The sequence below is a fragment of the Pedobacter sp. Leaf132 genome, from assembly GCF_920984695.1.
Taxonomy (GTDB): domain Bacteria; phylum Bacteroidota; class Bacteroidia; order Sphingobacteriales; family Sphingobacteriaceae; genus Pedobacter.
Genome location: NZ_CAKLBO010000002.1, coordinates 128,140 through 147,984 on the forward strand (window position 1 = coordinate 128,140; position 19,845 = coordinate 147,984).

General features: G+C 33.7%; 10 protein-coding genes. 2 read left to right on the top strand and 8 right to left on the bottom strand.

All coding sequences use genetic code 11. The annotated features are described in order from the left end of the window. Position 1: 1 nt before the first annotated feature. The 3 genes from LUA86_RS04335 to LUA86_RS04345 are packed head-to-tail and all read right to left on the bottom strand — an operon-like array spanning position 2 to position 2,308. Complete coding sequence (locus tag LUA86_RS04335) at positions 2-1,099, bottom strand: DegT/DnrJ/EryC1/StrS aminotransferase family protein (RefSeq protein ID WP_231459365.1); 1,098 nt, start codon at positions 1,097-1,099, stop codon at positions 2-4. Next, positions 1,074-1,448, bottom strand: coding sequence for an FdtA/QdtA family cupin domain-containing protein (locus LUA86_RS04340; protein WP_231459366.1), 375 nt, complete (start codon positions 1,446-1,448; stop codon positions 1,074-1,076). Before LUA86_RS04340 ends, LUA86_RS04335 begins: the two co-directional genes overlap by 26 nt. Continuing rightward, positions 1,436-2,308, bottom strand: coding sequence for a beta-1,6-N-acetylglucosaminyltransferase (locus tag LUA86_RS04345; RefSeq protein ID WP_255713370.1), 873 nt, complete (start codon positions 2,306-2,308; stop codon positions 1,436-1,438). The genes LUA86_RS04340 and LUA86_RS04345 overlap by 13 nt, the downstream gene beginning before the upstream one ends. A gap of 261 nt (positions 2,309-2,569) precedes the next feature. Between LUA86_RS04345 and LUA86_RS04350 the strand changes: the two genes are divergently transcribed. Together LUA86_RS04350 and LUA86_RS04355 are read left to right on the top strand one after the other, a co-directional pair. Then, entirely contained in the window at positions 2,570-3,484 is a 915-nt protein-coding gene (locus tag LUA86_RS04350) for a glycosyltransferase family 2 protein (RefSeq protein ID WP_231459368.1), read from the top strand. A gap of 8 nt (positions 3,485-3,492) precedes the next feature. Next, positions 3,493-4,659: a glycosyltransferase family 2 protein gene (locus LUA86_RS04355; RefSeq protein ID WP_231459369.1), complete on the top strand. Its 1,167-nt coding sequence runs from the start codon at positions 3,493-3,495 to the stop codon at positions 4,657-4,659. Here LUA86_RS04355 and LUA86_RS04360 read toward each other — a convergent pair whose 3' ends face one another. The 5 genes from LUA86_RS04360 to LUA86_RS04380 form a co-directional block, all read right to left on the bottom strand. After that, a complete protein-coding gene (locus tag LUA86_RS04360) occupies positions 4,660-5,346 on the bottom strand; it encodes a 4'-phosphopantetheinyl transferase superfamily protein (protein ID WP_231459370.1) in 687 nt (228 codons plus the stop codon). It abuts the gene before it with no gap. An 8-nt stretch (positions 5,347-5,354) separates the two neighbouring features. Further along, positions 5,355-10,565: a non-ribosomal peptide synthetase gene (locus LUA86_RS04365; protein WP_231459371.1), complete on the bottom strand. Its 5,211-nt coding sequence runs from the start codon at positions 10,563-10,565 to the stop codon at positions 5,355-5,357. 17 nt (positions 10,566-10,582) lie between these two features. Continuing rightward, entirely contained in the window at positions 10,583-17,182 is a 6,600-nt protein-coding gene (locus tag LUA86_RS04370) for a polyketide synthase (RefSeq protein ID WP_231459372.1), read from the bottom strand. A 657-nt stretch (positions 17,183-17,839) separates the two neighbouring features. Beyond that, positions 17,840-18,676, bottom strand: coding sequence for an MBL fold metallo-hydrolase (locus LUA86_RS04375; RefSeq protein ID WP_231459373.1), 837 nt, complete (start codon positions 18,674-18,676; stop codon positions 17,840-17,842). Positions 18,677-18,736: 60 nt separating this feature from the next. After that, the gene (locus LUA86_RS04380) at positions 18,737-19,765 is read right to left on the bottom strand and encodes a LacI family DNA-binding transcriptional regulator (RefSeq protein WP_231459374.1); all 1,029 of its coding nucleotides are present in this window, start codon (positions 19,763-19,765) and stop codon (positions 18,737-18,739) included. Between the last annotated feature and the right edge of the window lie 80 nt (positions 19,766-19,845).

The following is a 19,845-nucleotide window of genomic DNA, read 5'->3' on the forward strand; positions in this document are numbered from 1 at the left end:
TTTAATTAAATTCGTTTAAAATTTCAATTACTTTCAAAATGTCTTCTTCAGTATGGGCAAAAGAGCAAGGTAAGCTTAATGTTGTTGCATGTATTTTTTCAGAAATCGGGTAAGATAAACTGCTAAAATTTATTAACGCTTTCTGTTTATTCGGAGCAACCGGATAATGGATTTCAGTATCAACATCGTGCTCAAATAGATATTTCTTTAATCTGTCTCGCTCTGGGTGCCTAATGTTATAAATGTGATAAACGTTATGAAAATTTTTGTCAATTATTGGTTTAACGAATTTTTGTGTTAAATTGTTTTGATATAATTCTGCAAGTTTTCTTTTATGATTATTGATGCCATCTAAGTGAGGAAGTTTAACTCTTAAAAATGATGCCTGAACTTCATCTAATCTAGAGTTATAACCGATTATTCCGTTATGATATTTTTTCTCTGAACCGTAATTTCTTAACTGTTTGAGTTTAATGTAATCATCTTCTGATTTGCAAATGATAGCACCTGCATCACCCAGTGCACCCAAGTTTTTGGTTGGATAAAAGCTGAAACAACCGAATTGACCAAAGGTACCAGCTAATTGATTTTGATATTTGGCGCCATGTGCCTGAGCACAATCTTCAATAATTTTTAAATTATGATTATCAGCAATTTGTTGTATTGGTAACATCTCACAGCATTGCCCGTATAGGTGAACCACCATAATAGCAACGGTTTTACTGGTTACAGCTTCTTTAATTTTTTCTGGGTCAATGTTATAAGTATCAATTCTTGGCTCAACAAATACGGGAATTAAATCGCATTGTAAAATGGAAAGAATACTAGCGATATAGGTATTCGATGGAACAATTACTTCATCACCTTTTTTAAAATTGCAACATTTTAAGGATAGAATAAGGGCATCTAATCCGTTGGCAACACCAACAACATATTTTTCATTGTGGTATTTTGCAAATTCTTTTTCAAATTCTGCAACCTCATTACCTAAAATATACCATCCGCTATTAAGAAAATCGTTAAACTTGTCTTTAAAAGCACTTTCAAATGGCTTATTAAGCAGTTTTAGGTTTTCATAGGGTATTCTGATATGGCTCATATATGTAGTCTTTAGGATCAAAGGCTGTAGAAGCCAACACTAATAAAATTGCATCAGGAGAAAAATCATGCATCACATGCCAGTCTCTAGGTTCTAAAATCAAACATTTTTCAGGAGAATTTAAATCAAAAACTTCTCTTTTTTCACCGTCATTATTAGAAATTTTGCAGGAACCCTGAATGCAAATGGCCGCCTGATAAGTATTATGATGTCTATGTCCGCCACGGGCAGAATCATCTACTGCATATATGTAAAAAAGCCGCTTGATTTCGAAATCAACTACCTTATCTAAAACAGTTAAAATTCCGCGGGTATCTTTAAAAGTTGTGAGGTTAATTATATGGCCCATGTAAAAAATGTGAGAAGTGTTAATAGTTTTGCGTCGATCATATCTAATAATTTACCGCTTACATTTTGATTAACTTTACGGATAAAAAGCATTTCTGATTTCTTGATTTTTTCAAAATCAGATTCATCTAAAGTTTTAGGATTTGCGCCACCTAATGACCAATCTATGTAACGATAATTATTATTTATAATTTTATCCTTGTAAGCTGAGTTAAGTAATATTGTTTGAAAAACAAACTCGTCGCTTGCCCAGCATAGTGAGAAAAAGTTTATAAGTTTTTTATCTTGTTCAACTTTGTTTACAACGTACATTGCAACCTCAGGGCTCAGCATCCAAAACATCGATTTACCGTAAGGATGAAGATTATATGGTATTTTCCTTTTTGGCATTATGTGATTTACGATATTTTCAAGCGTACTTTTTCCTTTAAAGGTGTGATTTGAAAAAAAATATTTTTCCATCCTTATTAAGCCTTCTTTCCAATCATTTTTAATATCCCGGTAGCTTAAAAATTCTTTCCCAATATTCTCTTTGAAAAATGACATCATCTCCTCGGCTGGTTTCAAAGGATAATCTTGTCCACTTAGAAAATTGATAAATTCATATTTAATTCCTGTATCCACAATTTCTTTAATACAATCAAAAGTAGCCTTAACTGTATTATAGCCAGCCCATCTTACATCAACTCTGTTATTAATAAAGTATACGTTAGGTATACTTTTTAAAAAAAGATGAGGGTTAATGTCGAATTTTTTATCCACGTGAATGTAAAAATCGAAGTCTTTGTGCTCCATATTTTTAATCATTCTTTCAGTTTGTTTCGGATCTGTGTACGTTAAAATTAGATGAGCTACCCGCATAAAGTTTTTTCGGTATGATATTGCAATTAAATTTAGAGCACTCTTAAATTTAATTTAGGTGAAGATTTGATGAGAAACTTTAACCCCCTCAAATGTATAAATTTTAAGCGTAAAAAGCTCGAATATTATACGATAAATTGATTATTAGTGTAGTTTTTAAGATACTCAGGTTACAAGATTCACTAATATAAGATTGAGTTTAAAAATAATAAAACTGTATATCTTATGATATGAAATATCTAATATTTACTTTTACAATAAATGAAGTATGTCTCTATTATTACCGTTAACTTTAATCAGCATCAGGTTAACTTAGAATTTTTAAAATCTTTAATAGAATATCCCTCCAAAAAATGTAAAGTTGAGTTAATTTTTGTTGATAATGGAAGCTCCCTGCAGCACCAAACTGAATACAAAGATGTTTATCCTGAGCTGGTGTATATCCGTTCAGATAAAAATTTGGGTTTTGCCGGAGGTAACAATTTAGGTATTGATGCTGCTAACGGAGATTACCTTTTACTTCTTAACAATGACACCGAGATCACAGATGGCTTTATTGATGCTATGGTAAATGAAATGGAACAAAAGCCAGAAATTGGTCTTCTCTCTCCATTAATTTTATACCATGATGCACCAAGTATTATTCAATACGCTGGTTTTACAGATATGAATTATTTAACCTGTAGAAATAGTGGTATAGGTAGTATGGAGGTCGATAACGGTCAATTCGATAATGATAGCCGCTCAACCGGATTTTGCCATGGTGCCGCCATGATGTGCCGTAAAGCGGATCTGCAACTTGTAGGATTAATGGCAGATGAATTTTTTCTTTATTATGAAGAGTTAGATTGGTGTGAAAAATTCAAAAAGTCGGGTAAAAAAATCTGGTTTACTGGGAAAGCTAAAATTTACCACAAAGAATCTATGAGTGTTGGTAAAGAGAGCGCTATTAAAACTTATTTTATGACAAGGAACAGGATGCTGTTTATCCGTAGAAATACCGGTTTTTTGAATACTTTATTATTTACTATTTATTATATTTTTATAGCCTGTAGCAAGCAAATTATAACTTACTTATTAAAAGGTAGAAAAGACCTCATAAAATGGGTTTTAAAAGGTGTTCTTTGGAATTTTACTAATGGTATTGATAGTAAAAAGCTTGGTATTAATATTTAACTTCCTATATGATTTTAATTTTTTGGATTTCTTTATTTATTGTTGTTTACACATTTGTTGGTTATGGATTTTTACTTTTTCTGTTAATTAAGTTAAAGAGGCTTTTTGTAAAAAAAATCGTTTTTAATAGAGATTATGAACTGCCAACCGTTACCATTTTAGTGGCAGCCTACAACGAAGCAGATATTATACAAGATAAAATTAAAAATACGCTTGAGTTAGATTATCCAAAGGATAAAATACAAATCATTTTTATTACAGATGGTTCCTCTGATGCTACTCCGGATAAAATTAAGCCTTTTACTGAAATTACTTTAATGCATGAAAATGCTCGCACCGGTAAAATGGCTGCTATTAAAAGAGCTATGCCTATGGTAAAAAATGATATTATCGTTTTTACGGATGCCAATACATTTTTGAACAAGGCTGCAATTAAGGAATTGGTAAAGCATTACCAGAATGATAAGGTTGGCGCTGTTGCCGGCGAAAAACGTATTATGGTTGAAGAATTAGCCGATGCAAGTTCGGCAGGAGAGGGCTTTTACTGGAAATACGAATCATATTTAAAAAAATGGGATTACGAATTATATTCGAACGTTGGCGCCGCCGGAGAGCTTTTTAGCATACGGGCTAAATTATATCAGCCGGTTGAATCTGATTCAATTATTGATGACCACATGATTGCAATGCGTATTGCAGAAAAGGGTTATATTATTGCCTATGAAGCTGAAGCTTATGCAATGGAAACTGCATCAGCCAATACGAAGGAAGAACTGAAACGTAAAATTAGAATTGCAGCAGGTGGTTTACAATCTACATTGAGACTGAAAAAGGCTGCAAATCCATTTTATTATCCGGTATTAACGTTTCAATACATTTCTCACCGCGTATTACGCTGGACTGTTACACCATTCTTACTTATAATTGCTTTTCTTTTAAATATTTTTATTGTGGCTGAAACCGGGTTGTTTTTGTACAAGATTCTACTAATAGCTCAAATTTTATTTTACACTTTAAGCTTAGCAGGTTGGTTTTTTGAAAGTAAGAATATTAAGATTAAAGTGTTTTTTATTCCATATTATTTTTGTGTGATGAATTACTCAGTAATTGCAGGTATCTTTAGATATTTAGGTAAAAACCAAAGTGCAGCCTGGGAAAAATCTAAAAGAAAATAATCAAATAATCCAGAATTTTATAGCGTTATTCACTGTAGACTTGAAAGCCAAGCTTGCAACATAATCATTGTCAATTAAAAAGCTTTTAAGCTCAAAATATTCCGTATTACGCTCTATTCGATTTTGAAAAGTATTTATGGATTCTAAATTATCAACTAATCCTTCGCCTGTTGCTTTCAAAACGGCTTCTTTTCTGGTCCAAAATGTATAAAAGTTTTGTCTGTCTGCCTTAATTAAATATTTTTTTTCATCTGGATGAAAACACGTTTCTATTATCGATTCGAAATCAAATGGCTTAGTTAATGATTCTACATCAATACCTATTGGCTTAGGGCTAATGGCAATTAAAATTTTATCTCCGCTGTGCGAAACATTAAATTCAATACCGCTTAATTTTGGTTTATTATTGTAGTGCTGACTAAACTGTAGTTCGGCAGGCGTAGAATATAAAATTTTTGACAAGATTAACCTGAGAAAATATTTGCTGGTTATGAATCGTTTCCTATCCCTTACCTGAAGATATTTTTCTGATTTTAAAATCTCGTTATCAGATAAAACATCTTCATACTTAGAATAGATATCTTTAAATTTTTCGGCAATATTTATTTTAAAAATATGTGTATGGCTGTTGTCTAAATTCCAGTCTGTAATTTCCCAGTTAACATTATCAATAAATAAATTTTTCATTTAATTCATTAAATAGAATTAAGCTTTTTCTGAAGTATTTCTGCAAACTCCTTGTCGTTTGGCGGAAATAAAAATGTTTTGTGGTCGCCAGGTATTTCGTGCACTTCTACACCTTGCTTAGCAAATTTACCCCAACCTAAATGAATTAAATCATCCAGATAATACAGTCTTTTTGCTACTCTAAATAAGGTAACTTTCAAATCTGCTGGTGTTAAAAAATAATTATTATGTGCAATGTTATAATTTTTATAAATCTCAGTTTCATATTCTGTTAGTACATCTTTAGTTGCAACACTATTCGTTCTAATTTTTTCTATCCTGTTTTTAGTAACTGTAAGTTGATAATCTATCGTCTCTTTTGGATTACTTATAAAAGATTTTGTGAAGAATGGAACCTTGTGAAACTGACGTTTAAATTTCTTAAATAAATGATTTGCCTTATCATCCACTACCTCATTATTTCCGGCGTAAGTATCCATAATGCCCAACAGCTTAATCTCTTTTCCTAATAACTTTAATTCTTTTGCAATTTCAAATGCTATAAATCCGCCGAGAGAATAACCCGCCAATGCATAAGGGCCATTCGGATTAACCTCTAAAATCTCTTTAATGTATCTTTTTGCAATTTCATTTATTGTTGTTGGTACTTCCGTAGGATGATTTAAGCCTAACGCTTGCAAGCCATAAACTGGTTGGTCTTTATCGAAATAAGTGCTAATTGATTTAAAAAGTAAAATATTTAAGCCACCTCCATGAATTAAAAATAGCGGCGTTTTACCTCCATCTGTTTTAATCGGCACTAAGGCATCCCACTTAGATTCTGTTTTCCCGTCTGAAAGTTGTCTGGCTAATTTTTCAATCGTAGAATTATTAAATAGCGTTGCAAGTGGAAGGCGTTTACCTGTCGATTTTTCGATGGTTACCATAACCTTTACCGCCAACAGCGAATGACCTCCTAATTCAAAGAAATCGTCAGTTGGTTTTAAATTATCTAAACCTAAAATGTCTTTCCAGATTTCTACAACTAATTTCTCGTTCTCTGAAAATGGTCTGCTTTGTTTTTCAGAAGTGTTTACTGCCTTTTTAGAACTTGGTTTTGGTAATGCTTTTCTATCAATTTTGGCGTTTGGTGTTAAGGGAAAAGTCTTAAGCGCTATAAATTCTTCAGGAATCATGTAAGCTGGTAAATGCTCACTCAGATTTTGCTTCCAATGTTGAACAATTTCTTTTTCAAGATGGATTTCATTTTGAGAAATTGGGGTTCTAGCAAAGTCATATATGTTCTTTTTAAGTTCATCAGGAAATGCAAATTCTGGAATAACCAATTCATCAGTTATAGGAATGAAAACTACATCAAATAGTCCATCTGTTCCATCGGTTGTCCACCTAACATGTGCATTGTAGCCGATTTTTTCACCTAAAGCCCAAAATAAATCAGGACTCAATCCTTCATTAATAGAATTAATTTTAGCTTTTACATCCCTAATGCGTGTGTCAACACTATCTTTTTCCAAAAATTTTATCAAATGATAATCTTTTGCTGTTCTTGAATTGAAAATATTTCTTATTTCAATAACATTATTATCTGGATTTTCATTTAATAAAAGCTCCAGTTGTTCAACTTCTTTAACATCGCTCCAATATTTAAGAATTTGCGATTTCACTTTACTTACAGGCTTATTTACATACAGCCAGATATCGTAATGGTATTTTGTGGTTTCGTTTAAAGACAAACCTTTTCTTAACTGAACATCTACACCCTTTATTTGTGGAAAGAGCTTTGGTAAAGCGTAGAAAAATGCAGGGTCTGCAACAAATTCTTCTTCAATTCTTACTCGATTATCAACAGTATTATTAAAAATCTCTACAGTGTTTGAGTCCGAATCTCTTGGTAAATGGTCCATCGCATGGCACATTCTTAACGAATTTTTGCCTTGCATATCCCCAATAAAAATACAACCTCCATCTGTAATCGATTTAAGGGATTGTTTTATAACATTTAAAAGATAATCAGCATCTGCGAAATATTGAGCCACACTATGGATCAAAACCAAATCAACCGGAGTGTTTCCAATTGCAGAGAAGTCATCAGCCGATGCTGCTAATGCCTTAACATTGCTCCATTTTTCAGGTTCTGAATTTAAATGGAGATTAATATTATCTATAGCTGCTTGAGCATAATCGGTAGCAATGTAATACTCTGTTTCCGGAGCTATCTCATATAAAATTTGTCCGGCACCACTTCCAATTTCATAAATTCGTTTTGATTTTTGCTCTTTTATCCTTTCAACAGAAGTTTCTATCCATTCTGCTGCTTGTTTTTTTAAATCTTCACTATTTTCGAGGTGTTCAAGAAGCGTTCCATCTATATTTTGGTCAGAAACATCAAGAGATGACTTATTTTCAGCTCCAATTTCATATAAGGTATCCCAGTGTGCTTTCCAGGCTGAGTCATTTACATCGTCATTTTTATGTTCAAGCGTTAAATATGCTATTAAACGTTTATCATTTGGAATATCTTCACGAGCTAAAACAACAGCTTGCTTAACACCATTTTGCTTCGATATAATCGATTCAATTTCACCTAATTCAATTCTATGACCGCGAATTTTAACCTGATGATCTATTCTGCCTAAGCATTGGATTTCTCCATTATCAAGAATTTTACCTAAATCTCCGGTTCTGTACAATTTTTTGCCGGTTTTCTTGCTAAAATTATCGGGAACAAATTTTTCGTTTGTAAGTTCAGGTCTGTTTAAATAACCTGCCCCAACGCCTTCTCCGCCAATGTAAATTTCTCCAACTTCATTATTTGCCAATCTGTTTCCATTTTCATCAACAATATATACTTGTGTATTGTTAATTGGCCAACCTATCGATACTATCTTGTCTTCTGCTTCAATCTCTTTTACGGTAGACCAGATTGTGGTTTCGGTTGGGCCGTACATATTCCATAGCTCAGTCGATAGATTAAGCAGTTTTATCGCTAGATCTTTTGGCAAAGCCTCTCCGCCAGAAAGTATTTTTAAATCAAAATTACTATCCCAAACAGAATCTAAAATCATCTGCAAAGTTGATGGAGTAGCCTGAAGCATCGTGATTTTTTCTTCTTCTAAAACTTTTAAAAGTATACGGCCATCTTTTATGGCTTCTGTACTTGCTAAAATAAGTTCAGCACCAGAAATTAAAGGTAAATAGAGTTCTAAACCTGCAATGTCAAAAGAGATGGTTGTAATTGCCAATAATCTATCCGAGCCTTTTATACCAGGACTTGTTTTCATGCTAATTAAAAAATTAGCCAGATTCCTATGGGTAATTTTTACACCTTTTGGTTTGCCGGTTGAGCCTGACGTGTATAAGATATAGGCTAAATCACTTCCCTTTATTTCCTTTTCTTCAAATGTTTTTGAGTAAGATTGAAGTTGTGACCAAATTTCATTTATAACAACTTCTTCAACATTACTTTGGTATTTGGTATAATAATCATCAGAAACCAATAAGAGCTTAGCATTAGAATCTTCGAGCATAAACTCAATTCTATCTAAAGGATATTCGGGATCAAGAGGTAAATAAACTGCGCCGGTTTTTAATATGCTTAACAAAGAAACCAGCATTTCGGTAGATCGGTCTACAGAAATCGCAACAATATCTCCCTTTCCAATGCCTTTCTCTACTAAATAAGATGCAAGTTGATTTACTTTATTATCCAATTGTTGATAACTCAGCTTTATACCTTCAAAGCTAAATGCAGTTTTATCAGGATAACTTATTACTGATTGAGCTATTAATGTATTTACTGATTCATGCTCAGCTATAAAAACTTCATCGGCCGCTTCAAAAAATACATCTCCTTTATCGGTAAGTTGGGCTATACTACTTTCCGGATTTAATATAATTTTCTCTAAAAGAGTTTTTAAGGTGCTATTAAATGATTCAATTGTTTCTTCTTTAAATAATCCGGTATTGTAAGACCACTCAAGCACTAATCCATCTTTTGAACTGGTAGCGTTTAAGAATATTTCAAAGTTTTCATACGCCCTCGGATTACTGATAAGCTTATAGTCTAAACCATCAAATTTTACTGAATTATCCATACCCATGTCGATGTTGAAAACGACAGGTACCAATGTAATTCTAGAAGGATCTCTGGGGATGTATAATTTTTTTATAAGTTCACCGAAGGTTAATCTTTGATTATCATAGGCATCTAATACTTCTCCTTTACGTTTTTTTAAATAATCGATAAAGCTCTTTTCGGTATTTATAGTAGTTTTTAAAGGCAACAGATTAACACAATGACCAACCAAATCACACATTTCGGTTGCCGATTGACCAGAAGAGGGTAGGCCTACAACAAGCTCTTTTTGATTGGTTTTTTGATATAGGAAAACTTCAAATGCTGATAACAATGTGGTAACCAGACTACAACCGGCTTTTGCACCAACACTTTTAACTTTATTTATAAAATCTTTATCGTATGGATAATCGATTCGATTTCCTTTATAAGTTCTCGGAGATTGACGTGGATAGTCTGTCTGTAAATCTAAAACCGGTACATTATTTTTAAAAATATCCAGCCAGAAGTTCTCAGTTTTTCTAAAATCATCAGATTTTTTAAACTTGGCTTGTGCTATCGCATAATCACTTATTTGTGCAGGGCGGTCCAAATTTAAGTTTTCACCGTTGCTGTAAGCATTATACATTTTACTTAAATCTTCTAATATCACACCAGTAGACCAGCCATCGCCTATGGCATGATGCTTCACGATGGTTAGAAAATGTTCGGCAGTATGTAATTTATGTAAATAAACCTTAAATAATGGTCCTTCATATAGATCCAGTGGAGTGTCGAGAACCCTTCTGATGAAAGATTTTAAAAGTGATTTTTGCGCTATAGAATCTAAATCACTTATATCTACAAGTTCAAAATCAACCGGTAAATTTTTATATATAATTAAAGATTCTCCGTTGGGGCTAATGGTAGATCTCAAAGCCTCATGACGTAAAACTAAATCATTTACAGCTTTATTTAGGGCATTAAAGTTTAATTCGCCAGTTATTTCTAGCGATACAGATTCATTGTAAGATAGATTTGCATCCTCACCACCAATAATACAAGACAGCCAAATTTCTCTTTGGGGCTCGTTAGTGGGGGTGATTTTTTCAATTATCTTTACCTCTCCAAAAGGATCAAAATCAACTGGAGTAAAGTTGAGCATAACTTCTATTTTATAATTTAATTTACCTGAAGGTATTTACCTGGATTTGCTTCGTCTTTTACAAACCACGCAGGATTTCCATCTTTATCTTTCCCTAATCTTGCATTTGGAGCTGGTGGCTGATTTAAATCATCTAAAAAGTTATTCTCGTCGGGATGTTTGTATTCAGGTATAAATCCTACCTCCTTTAACTCAATTAGAGATTCTTCAAAACATTTAACAATTTGATTAATGTCGCTATTTGTATGAGCTGTTGTTAAAAAACATGCAAAACCTTCTAAAACGTGAATGCCTTTTAATCGCATTAATGTGAAAAATAATTCAGTGTAAGGATATTCCTCAATAAATTTAATTCTCCATAGCGACCCAAATTGAGCCACATACATTGGCACACTCAGTCTTCTGCAAAGTGCATTAATTGTGTTGGCAATATATAAACCGTTGGCATTTAGGTTTTCTTGCAACTGAGGTCCCATTTCTTTCAGATAATTCAAAGATGCTTTTGCTGTAGCTAAAGCTAATGGATGCCGAACAAAGGTACCCGCAAAATAGGTTACTCCAACCTCTGGAATAGAATCATCGCCAAATTGCCAGAAACCGCCATCAAGAGCATCCATATATTTCTTCTTACCTGCAATTATTCCAATTGAAATACCGCCACCTGCAACTTTACCATAAGTTCCTAAGTCGGCCTGAATGCCAAATAAGCCTTGTACACCTGCAGGATGAAATCTGAAACCTGAAATTACTTCATCAAAGATGAGAACAGTTTCTGATTCTTCCGTTATTTTTCGTAGCTTTTTTAAGAAATCAACAGGTTGAAAGTCTGCCCTTCTGCTTTGTACAGGTTCTACCAAAACAGCTGCAATATCGTGGGCACGCTCTTCAATAATTTTAAGAGATTCTTCTGTTCCATAATCCAGGATAAGCATATTTTGTACTGCTTCAGGCATAATTCCTGGTGCTGCAGGGAAGGTTTTCAATTTTTTACTTCCTCTAACAATTACTTCATCAGTAATGCCATGATAAGAACCTGTAAATGCAACAATGGTAGAACGCCCGGTTACTGTTCTGGCTATACGCATAGCACCCAGCACGGCCTCAGAACCTGTATTACATAAACCCGCTCTATCAAAATTTGTAAACTCGCAGATTAACTTTGAGACTTCTCCTGCCAATTCATGTTGAGGCCCGATTTCGTAACCTTTTTCAATTTGCTCGATTAAAGCATTTTTGATGAAATCAGGTTGATAGCCTAGCATATTAGAACCAAAGCCATTTAAGGCATCGATGTATTCATTACCATCAATATCCCAAACACGGCTTCCTTTAGATTTATTAATTACGATTGAATAAACAAGCTCTTTAGTGGCCGGCTTAAAGCCAGATACAACTCTTGGATCGGCCATGTGTGGGCGATGTTGCTGAGTATAAGCTTTACTACCTTTTGTTTTTTCGTTGTATCTGTTGGTTAAACCAGTGAGGTATTTTGCTTGTGCATCACTTAATGCAGCAGACTGTTTGTCAATTCTGGCTGCAGCACCAAAAGGTTTTTTTATTTCTATTTCTTCCTCAGGTGTTAAATCTGATGATGCTTTAGGAACAGCTGATGCAACTGGATTTGACAACTGAGGTGTAATACTTGGTTGATTATTATTTTGAATAATTTGATTCTGTGTACCACCTTGCAGTAATGATATTTGCATGCCCAAAAGTTGCAATTGCTGACCAATTAAATCTAAAGCAGAACCATTTACAACTGTATTAGCCGAAATGGGCTGACCTGAATTTGACGGACTGAAATTTAAAATATTTTGGCTTTGTTGTGAAACAGGCGCCACTGAAATCGTGTCAGCTGGTAAATTAGCATCCAGATAGTCGGTTAGCAAATCTAAAGTTCCAAATTCTTCATTTAACTGCCTGAAAGTGATAGGTAGAGAGAATTTTTTCTTTAAAATTAGCACAACCTGTGTAAGTAACAATGAGTCTAATCCAATTTCAATAAAAGTCATTTCCGGTGTAGCATCGTTCATTTCAATACCTGATGCATCTTCCAATATTTCTTTGAGCTGCTTAATTAATGCTTGCTTTCTCATTACTGGTTGAGGTTTGTTTTGTTCGAGGTTTATATTTGGTGTAAATGGGCTAATTGCATTTACGGGTTGATATGTATTTTGCATTGGTTCGACCCAATACCGTGTTTTGTTAAATGAATAGGTAGGTAAATCGTATACTTTAATCCGTTGTTGGTTTTGATAAAATAGTTCCCATTTAAAATCAAAACCACTCAGCCATAAATTTCCAACAGCTTTTAATATAGAATGATAAGCTGTTTGGTCCGTTTTGGGAAAATCCAGAGAAGTGATAATTGTACAGTTTTTTCCAAGATTTTGCTGACGGATAAATGTACTTGTAGCATTTCCCGGGCCAATCTCTATAAAAGCTTTTTCACTATTTTCTTGAAGAAGTTGTGCAGCGGCCTTGTCAAAATTAACAGTTGCTCTTAAATGATTAGACCAATAACATATATCTAAAGCATTTTCATCTGTTAAAATAGTTCCAGTTACGGTAGAATATATTGGTATGGATGGCTTATTAAGGTTTATTTCTTTTAAAGAAAGTTTAAAAGGCTCAACAACAGCATCCATCATGTAAGAATGAAATGCGTGGCTGGTTTGTAATTGTTTGTTCGGGATTTCTAATTGATTTAATTTTTCTGAAAATAGCTCAATACTACAATTATCTCCAGCTAAAACTAATAAATCAGCAGAATTTATAGCTGCAATAGATACTCTTTCAGGTAATATCTTTTCTATTTCATCAATTTTTGCCCTAACAGAAAGCATTGTTCCGCCTGGTAACTCGCTCATAAGCTTGCCTCTGGTCGAAATAATTTTCAGTGCATCCTGAAGATTTAATATTCCGGAAAAGTAAGCGGCAACAAATTCACCAATACTATGGCCAATAAAAGCAGTAGGAAAAACGCCCCAGCTCATCCATAATTTAGCTATCGAATAACTAACCATAAATAATGCCGGCTGACTATATCTGGTGTTTTTTATTTTACTCTCGGCTAATTCGTTAATTTCCTCCGGATAAATAATTGCTAATAAATCTTCCCCAATTTGATGTTTTAGTAGAGCATTACATTCATCCATTGAGTTTTTAAAAACAGGCTCATGTTCATACAATGCTCTTCCCATGTTTAAAAATTGAGAGCCTTGTCCTGGAAACATAAAAACAACTTCTCTTATGTTTTTTAAACTTTTTTTGGATGGGCTTACTAAACCCGATAAATTATCAATTTGCTTAATAACGTCTTCAGCATTACCGGCGATTGCAAATGTTTTATGATTAAAGTTATGTCTAGAACCATTTAATGTGTAAGCAATATCTGCAAATGATACATCTTTTGCTTGTTTTAAATATTTACTTAAGCTGTATGAATAGCCATTTAAACTATTTTCATTTTTTGCAGACCAGGTTATAAGTTGTAGTGGCTTTGCTGCAGTACTGGTTTGCACAACATTTTCAAATTCCTCTAAAACAATATGAACATTTGTGCCGCCAACACCGAAAGAACTTACCCCAGCAATTCTTCTTTTGTCTGATTCCCAGTTTTTTAACTCAGCGTTTACAATAAAGGGGCTGTTTTTAAAATCTATGTTTGGGTTAGGCGTTTTGTAATTAATGGATGCAGGAATTTGCTTATGATGTAAAGCTAAGCTAGCTTTAATTAATCCTGTTACGCCAGCGGCACAAGTTAAGTGGCCAAAATTACTTTTAACCGAGCCAATTGCGCAATACTGTTTTTTATCTTGAGGACCGAAAGCAAGATTTAGCCCCTCAATTTCAATTGGGTCTCCAAGAGGTGTTGCTGTACCATGAGTTTCGATATAGCTAATATCAGCAGGATTTATGTTTCCATCTTCAATGGCCATAGAAATAGCTGCAGCTTGTCCTTCTGCACTTGGAGCGGTAAAACTCGCTTTATTCCCTCCATCGTTATTTATGCCAATACCTTTAATAACTCCAAAGATAAAATCACCGTCTTTAATAGCTTCTTCTTTATCTTTTAAAAGAACCACGCCAGCTCCGTCGCTAAAAACCGTTCCTTCAGCACCCGAATCGAAAGGTCTGCAATGCCCATCATTACTTAGCATAGCACCTTCTTCGTATAAATGCCCAACATTAACAGGTGAATTGATAGTTGCACCACCAGCTAATGCCATTTCACATTGGCCACTGCGTATGCTTTGTACCGCTTGCGCAACGGCTAATAGAGATGTAGAGCAAGCTGATTGAACATTTACCGCCGGACCGGTAAGATTTAATGTGTAAGCCGTTCTTGTTGCAACATAATCTTTATCATTAACTGTTACAACCTGAAATTTACCAGCATTTTGTATTAATTCTGTGTTCGAAATAACGTTATTAGCATAGTATGTATTTACTCTAACACCGGCAAATACACCTATTCTGCCAGCATATTTATCTGGAATATAACCTGTTTTTTCTAATGCTTCCCATGCAATTTCAAGAAACACCCGTTGCTGTGGGTCCATTAATTCTGCAAGTTTTGGATTTATACCGAAGAAAGTTGCATCAAAATCAGCAATATTATCAATTATTCCTCTTGCTTTAATATAATCCGGATCGTTTTTTAAACTTTCTGGAACACTGGCATCCAATTCATCATCTTTAAAAAACCGGGTAGTTTCTCTCCCTTCCTTAAGGTTTTTCCAAAGTTCGTCTATAGTGTCAGCACCAGGAAATCTACCAGACATGCCAATAATGGCAACATCGGTATTTTCTCTTTTGATGATTTTTCTTTTAAGTTTTCGAGATAAATCTCGACCATCTAAAAATACGGCTAAATCAACAATCTTTGGAAACTGGTATATTTTAGTTACGCCTAATGTTAATCCAAAGCGTTCTTTTAATATTGCCACACACTTTTGAGCAAGCAAGGAATTGCCGCCTAGCTCAAAAAAGTTATCATCAACACCAACTCGTTCTACTACTAAAAGTTCTTTCCAAACATTTGCAATGTTAGTTTCTGTTTCATAGTTAGGTGCATGGTATGGGTTGGTGAGAAGGGTTGAAGCATCAGGATCTGGGAGTGCTTTTTTATCAATTTTACCATTAAGTGTTAATGGAATTTCCTGAAGCTGAACCAATAACTGAGGAACCATAAAGGTTGGCAGGCTACGCTCCAAGAAACTAATTATTTCTTTCTTGTCGTATTTACCGTCTACCACAACATATCCAATAAGTCGCTTATCGCCTAATTGTGTATCCCTTGCTAACACTACCCCTTGCTTAACACCTGGTGCTTTTTGAAGTGTGCTCTCAATTTCGCCTAATTCAATTCTATAACCCCTAATCTTTATCTGATCGTCTGTACGACCTAGATACTCAATATTGCCATCAGCTAATCGCTTAACTACATCACCGGTTTTGTAAAGTCTTTCGTTGCCATCATAGCTAAACAAATCTGCAATAAACCGCTCTTGCGTTAGGTCAGGTCGGTTTAAGTAACCCCTGGCAAGGCCGGAACCCCCAATGTGCAATTCGCCTTGCATGCCCTCTTTAACCAAAGCTCCGTTTTCATCCACAATGTGCAATCTGGCATCGGTGAAAGCTTTACCTATGGGCACTATATGGCCATATTCTGTTTCTCTTTTTACTATATGAATTAATTTCCCTATCGTGGTTTCTGTAGGGCCATAGTGGTTTACTATCTGATATGTTCTATCAGCATCTATAATAATGTCCTTGATTAATGCTGTGTAAAGTGCTTCTCCTCCAAACATTAATATTTTTTTGGGGAGCAATTCAAATCCTTTTAGACTAAGAGATTTCCAATGAGATGGAACGATTTTTAAAAAATCGATTTCATTGTTTTTAAAATATTGATGAATATAATCGACATCATTAAATTTTTCTTTGGTAAACAGATGTAGTGTTTTACCATACAATAAAGAACCAAATAATACGGTATTTCCTAAATCAGTAGCTAATGTAGCGCCAATAGCGAAGGAGTTGCAAGCAGACAAGGATAGACTATTTTCTAAACCCTCAAAATAATCTAGTAAATTTCTGTGCTCAATAAGTACACCTTTGGGTTTGCCCGTTGAGCCAGACGTATAAATAACGTAAGCAAGATTATCAGCTTGAGCATTTAAAGCAGGTAAATTATTAGAGAACTTTAATGATTCAGTCCAATTATCAGATGGATTTATAATTAGCTTTCCTTTTGCAGCTGAAAAAAAATGATCTGAATGGTTATCTGAGATTACAACATCCGCACCAGAATCTTCAAGCATAAACTCGACTCTTTCAATTGGAAATTCCGGGTCAATTGGAATATACGCAGCACCTGATTTTAAAACTGCAAGTATTGCAATCGCCATATCCACAGATTTATTTAGGCAAATCGGTACCAACGACTTTTCTGTAACACCAATAGATATTAAATGATTTGCAATCTGGTTTGTTAGTAGATTCAAATCTTTATAATTGATTTGAATGTCTTCAAAAACTATAGCAATTCTATCAGGATATATTTCAGTCTGTTCAGTAAATAAATCAATTATTGTATTCTTATTACTCATATAGAGTGATAATTTGTGGAATATTAAATGCAACTATTTATAAATTATTCTATATAACTTAATATAGCAGCAGGGAACTATTAAATAATTATTTGCTATTAAAACTGTATAGATTACAGTTGTAGCTTATCTGTGTTTCCTTTTGAATGGTATATCCCGGTGTGTTTTTATTGTCATTGCTTGAGAGTTTTAGATGTGAAAAATTTAAGCTATAATCTTAGTTTTTTTAGGGTAGATATAATTTTTTGTGCGTATAAATACATTCCAAATATAATAAAAAAAGATATTTAAAACCTGTACGAATTGTGTTACTATTAACCATAATCAACAATTTTTTTATTGTATGCTTATAATAGTAGCAAGTTAATCAACAAATGCTTTAAATTTTGATTGTAATTATATGTATTTCATCTCTAGGAAAGAACTTTATAATGATTTGGAAATGAGAAAGGGGCTTAAATCCATAAGCCCCAATAAACCAAACAAACTATTTATGAAGTGAATATATAACCCACAACAAAATAATTTGTTTTAAAAAAAAGAGATTAAAATTAATTAATCTCTTTAAGCGTTAATTTAAATCGTCCCGTTGATTTATATAACTACACAAACCTGACAATTTGCGGTCGATTAAACAATACTAAATATTCAGTATTTTTAAAATAAGTTTAATTGTGCGGGCTGATGAAGTAGAGGATTGAAGCTATACTTTTCTTCAGTAAAAAGCTCATTGCTGGTGTAGTAAATTTCACTTTCCTGATTTCGGGAAGCAACTTTAACAAAGGTTTTATCGGCTGCAGCCTTAAAAATATTTTCAACTAATAACGGGCAATTATTATCTTTTGATAAATGACTTAATAAAAGATGACTCATATAATCAGCCTTATGTTTTACAAATAAGTTTAAGGCTTCGGTATTTGATAAGTGGCCCTTGCCGCTAGTTATTCTTCTCTTTAAATAATAGGGATAACTTCCATTATTTAGCATTTCAGTATCATAATTGGCTTCTAAAAATGCTGCATGGCAATTTTTAAAATGTTTAATTAATCTATCGCAAACGCTTCCGATATCTGTAAATACGCCCACCCGAGTGTTGTTATGCTCTATAGTAAAGCTGTATGGGTCTGCCGCATCATGATGCTTTGCAAAAGCAGTAATACTTAAATTACCAATTTTAACTGGCTGCAAATCATTAAAAGGGTAGGTGTTAGTCGAATCTAAAACTAATCGGCTGTTGTATAAGGTATTTGGTGTGATGTAAACTGGCAGATTATATTTTTTGGAAAAAACAGCAAGCCCTTTTATATGGTCGCTATGTTCATGAGAAATAAAAACAGCTTTAACTTTTCTAATATCTAATCCCAAACGATACATTCTTTTTTCTACTTCTTTGCAAGAAATGCCAACATCAATTAATACGGCTTCTGTTTCATTACCGATGTAATAACAATTGCCATTGCTGCCAGAATTTATCGAAGAAAAGTATAATGCCATTGCGTTTGCAAGTTACGGCAAATAAAAAATGCAGACAAAGAATTTTATCAACCAAAATATTTAAGATACCTTATGTACAATAAGTTTAGATTTTATCATGATTTTTTGATAATCTTCCATTTCAATTTCTCTGTTTATTAGTTTTAAAAGTAGATGGATGGCGTTTTCACCAACAGATTCAGGGTTTTCCTCAACCGATGCAATTGGGGGTAAATCTAAATAATTTATAAAAGAGCTATTTCCAAAACCTATGCATTCAATCTCATTTACGCCTGGATGATTGATACTCCTTAAATATTTTATCGCATCAAATAAAATTGGTTCTTTAAAAGCAACTAAAGCAGTGGGTATATTTTCACTGTTTCCGAATAGTTTTTTTATCGCCGATATGGTATTTTCTTTATCAAAATCGGTGTAGGCAACTAATTCTGCATCGAAAGAAACATTACTATCCTTTAAGGCATTTATGTAGCCATTAAAGCGGTCGTGGGTAAAATTAATCATCTTAGGCCCACCCAGGTAGGCAATTTTAGTATGCCCTCTATCTATCAGAAATTTTGTTGCCTGGTAACAGCCCTGAAAAGTATTTCCTAAAACTTTATGGCATTTGATATTGAAACTCGGATTGCGGGTATAGTAAACCACAGGAGTACCAATGCCTTCGAATTGTTCAAAATGAGCAAAATCTTGAGTATTTTTGGAAATGGCAACAATCAAGCCATCAACTCTGCTCTTTAGTAACATATTGGCAAGTTGAATTTCTTTGTCGGAATCATCATGAGATTGAGCAATTATTACATTATAGCCATTTGCCATAGCAAATTGTTCAACACCGTAAATGCTTCTGGTAAAAAAATGGTCGAGCAGATTAGGTAAGATAATTCCGATTATTCTCGATTTCCGTTCCTTTAAATTAATAGCAGATTTATTTGGTGTGAAATGAAGTTCCTTCGCCATTTCTTGTACACGCTTTTTTGTGTACTCGTTAATTGTAGGGTAGTTATTTAAAGCTTTTGATACAGTAGAAACAGACATTTTTAACCTTTCGGCCAAAAACTTTAAAGTAATCGGGCTATTGTTCATCTTCATTTCCTTCAACTATGCATAGTTAAGAAAAATGCTTAATTATTTCAAACGTTTGAAATACTTCTACAATCCGTATTAAAGGT